This window comes from uncultured Jatrophihabitans sp. (assembly GCF_964244045.1).
GTDB lineage: Bacteria > Actinomycetota > Actinomycetes > Mycobacteriales > Jatrophihabitantaceae > Jatrophihabitans.
Genome location: NZ_CAXTHK010000076.1, coordinates 1 through 3108, shown reverse-complemented (window position 1 = coordinate 3108; position 3108 = coordinate 1). Strand labels below are relative to the sequence as shown.

6 protein-coding genes are annotated in these 3108 nt (G+C 64.1%); all 6 read right to left on the bottom strand.

The annotated features are described in order from the left end of the window. Positions 1 to 223: 223 nt before the first annotated feature. Positions 224 to 571 carry a hypothetical protein gene (locus ACFFC4_RS22105; protein ID WP_375504910.1) on the bottom strand — a complete coding sequence of 116 codons (348 nt, stop codon included), beginning with the start codon at positions 569 to 571 and terminating at the stop codon, positions 224 to 226. Between the two features lie 44 nt (positions 572 to 615). After that, complete coding sequence (locus tag ACFFC4_RS22100) at positions 616 to 813, bottom strand: hypothetical protein (protein ID WP_375504908.1); 198 nt, start codon at positions 811 to 813, stop codon at positions 616 to 618. A gap of 367 nt (positions 814 to 1180) precedes the next feature. Beyond that, positions 1181 to 1495: a type II toxin-antitoxin system PemK/MazF family toxin gene (locus ACFFC4_RS22095; protein ID WP_375504906.1), complete on the bottom strand. Its 315-nt coding sequence runs from the start codon at positions 1493 to 1495 to the stop codon at positions 1181 to 1183. After that, positions 1485 to 1715 carry a hypothetical protein gene (locus tag ACFFC4_RS22090; protein ID WP_375504904.1) on the bottom strand — a complete coding sequence of 77 codons (231 nt, stop codon included), beginning with the start codon at positions 1713 to 1715 and terminating at the stop codon, positions 1485 to 1487. The genes ACFFC4_RS22095 and ACFFC4_RS22090 overlap by 11 nt, the downstream gene beginning before the upstream one ends. 624 nt (positions 1716 to 2339) lie before the next feature. Beyond that, the gene (locus ACFFC4_RS22085) at positions 2340 to 2708 is read right to left on the bottom strand and encodes a type II toxin-antitoxin system VapC family toxin (protein ID WP_375504902.1); all 369 of its coding nucleotides are present in this window, start codon (positions 2706 to 2708) and stop codon (positions 2340 to 2342) included. Between the two features lie 13 nt (positions 2709 to 2721). Continuing rightward, the gene (locus ACFFC4_RS22080) at positions 2722 to 2952 is read right to left on the bottom strand and encodes a hypothetical protein (RefSeq protein WP_375504900.1); all 231 of its coding nucleotides are present in this window, start codon (positions 2950 to 2952) and stop codon (positions 2722 to 2724) included. Positions 2953 to 3108 lie beyond the last annotated feature (156 nt).

Sequence of the window (3108 nt, the reverse complement as noted above, 5' to 3'; positions counted from 1 at the left end):
CCGCAACGGCAAGCTGCTGCTGCGTCAGATGGGCGCGCTGACGCGCCGAGCGCAATACGACCCCGCTATCCATACAGCGAGCATAGCGAATCGTAACTACTCGACGAGCCTCCGGGAACACGCTGTCATCGGCTACTTATTTCAATGACCCACGTTCGGTGCCTGGCGAGGCTTGGCCGAGGCGTCCGGTTCGTTGCTCAGTATCGGTTCGAATGAACGGAGATCAACAGTGGGTGCTGTGGTGATCGGGATCGACCCGCACAAACGGTCGGCGACGATCGAGGTGATGGCCGGCGACGAGACAATTCTCGACGGCGGCCGGTTCGCCGCCGACGTCGATGGCTACCGGGCAAAGCTTGTCCTCGCGAAACGCTTCGCGGAACGGACGTGGGCGATCGAGGGGTGCAACGGCATCGGCCGACACATCGCCCACAGGTTGCTCGATGAATGGCGAGACGGTGGTCGACGTCCCACCGAAGCTGTCCGCGCGCACGCGGGTGTTCGCGACCGGGCAGGGCCGCAAAACCGACGCCACCGACGCGCACTCGGTCGCGCTGGTCGGCACCCGCATGTCCCGGGCTGCGGCCAGTGATCAACGACGAGGACCTGACCGTGCTACGGCTGCTGGTCGACCGTCGCCGCTCGCTCGGTGAGGAGCACACCCGCATGGTGTCCCAGCTGCACCGGCTGCTTCTGGAACTTGTCGACCATGGCGTCCAGCGCCGCGTCCGGCCGCAATCGCGTCGTGACGTTCAACACCGCCGCCCGGTCCAGATCACGCCACTGCCTTAAGACCGAGCCACTGATCTTCACGCGATCAACCCAGCACCGTGCCGTCGAGAGCGACCACGCCAGCCAGCAGCCGGCTCTGCCGCAACGAGGCACCCACCTCAGACACAGCCTTTTCTTCGCGCCGTCACAGGCTTCTGGGCAGGGCTCTAACCAGACCTAGCCAGTCACAAACATCGCTGAGGCGACTGCCGTGTAGACGTTTAATGCGTGCGTCGCGAAGTCATTTCTTGACAGGTGTCCTGTGCATCGGCCGGCGACCGAGCCACCCTCGAGCACTAGATCCCTGCCGAGGACCTCAACGAGTTCAACGCCAACATCGTAGGGCAGATCGAAGTAGCCGCTGAGTTTCACTGACCGAGCCAGCGCGCAACGCGGCAAGTGAGGGCGTTCAGTCGAGGGTCAAGGTCAAGCGCAGGGCAGCATCGATTTGTTGCATTTCGTTGAGGCTGACATGCCCAACGAGATTGCCGAGGCGCTCGGGCGCGACAGCAGCCGTTTGTTCGGTGAGGACTTGGGTGGGTTCGTCTCCGACGGAGATCGTTGGCCGAAAGATGCGCGGTGGTGCGGACCGGGACGTTGGGGCGACGAGAACTGTCGATAACAACAGGTCATCTGATTGCACAATGACTGCGTACCGTACGCCTCGCTGTTCGCTGCCTCGGGCACCGCGAGGAGCACGCAGCTGGTGGACGTCACCACGCACGAAGCTCGTCCAACTCCTTGAGGATCTGTCGACTCTCCGCGAGATCCGCCGGATCGTTGGCGGCCTCGAGCGACTCCCGGCGCATCTGTTCTCGCCGCCGCAGCCGGACGGCGTCCACGAGCGCTTGGCGTATCGCATCCGACACGCTTGATCCGTCGGCCGTGAGTTCGGCGAGTGCGCGCTCGGCCGGCCCATCGGTCCTGAAGTTCACCACAGCCATACGACGATCCTATGACAGATGGTAAGACAGAACAACTACGCGCGGCGCGCAGTATCTAGTCCCGAGGAGCTCCACGGAGACCGCGCAGGTCCTGGCGCGCGTCGAAGCCTAGGGGCGCTAGTCCCACGCGCTGTCATCGGCAGTTGTGGGTGGGACTTCTCGTACAGCACCGCTGTTGCCCGACCTCGTCGGCCAGTCAACCCGCGGGGCTACGACAACTTGGTCGTCGTCCACGTACAGCACGACGCCCGGATCTTCGGAGCGAAGGCGAACCCACGGCACGGCGTACCGGTCGAGCAGAGCCGTGTAGCCGACCACGGCCCGAGCAGATGCGTCGAGCTCTCCTTGAACCAGCAGCTGACTCTCGGGTGAACGGTCCATCGAAAACAGTCGGGTCAACCGTCGCAGGGTCGATGTAGGCGAGCTCTAAGGCGTCATTGCTCGACCGCCACCCTGCCCAGTCCGCACTGGACAATTGGCCACTGTGCGCGAGTCCGTTAGCGAGCGCGAAAACACCCGGATACGTGCCGCCGGCGTTCGGTGCGGCGGACTGGTATCGCACGAACCACACGACGAGATCCTGCCATCGCTCGCGTGCCGTCATCGGCACGATCGCTCATTGAGTCACGGCGTGATCGTTTCGATTGGGCAGGACGGCCCCGCAGCCCGGGAGAGCCTGCGATCGCCGGTGAGCAGTGTGACCTGCAGCGCTTCGGCGAGGGCGACGTAGGCGGAGTCGTAGAACGTCAGGTTCTGACGAAGTTCCCAGCAGCGCCCGAGCAAATTAGGGTGGCCGGCTCGTTGTAATGGGATCGCTGCAAGATCGTTTATAGCCATCTCGGCGCGCCGATCGCCGATCTGCCCGGATCGGTTCAGCCGCCGCAGTACCGAGCCGACCTCAAGATCAATCAACTGCGGCGCCGCCAGGCGCTCGCCACGTAGTCGTTGCCGAACTCGGTGTCCATCGGGGCCGTCATCGGCAAGAGCCACCACGAGCACGCTGGCGTCAACGACGAGCACGGTCCTCCCGCAGAGCTGCAACAGCGACCTTCAGCGGCACTGATCCTCCGGAACGACCGCCGGCGCGATGCAGCACTTCCTCGAGCGTCGGTTGAGTCGCCTCGGCAATGAGCCGAGCGCGCAGGTATTCCTGTAAGGACTGGTGCGCGGCAGCGGCTCTTTGTCGCAACACCGCGTGGGTTTCTTCGGGGACGTCCTTGATCTGCACACTTGGCATGGCGCCATTATGGCGCTAGAAGCGCCATTCTGCAAACGTGCGGTCATTGGCAGAGTCGCCCGACTCGCGGCATGAGAGCGCGGTGGCGCTCAACGCGGCATGAGAGCGCGGAGCGCTCAACGCGGCATGACAGCGCGGGTGCGTCCCTAGGTCAAT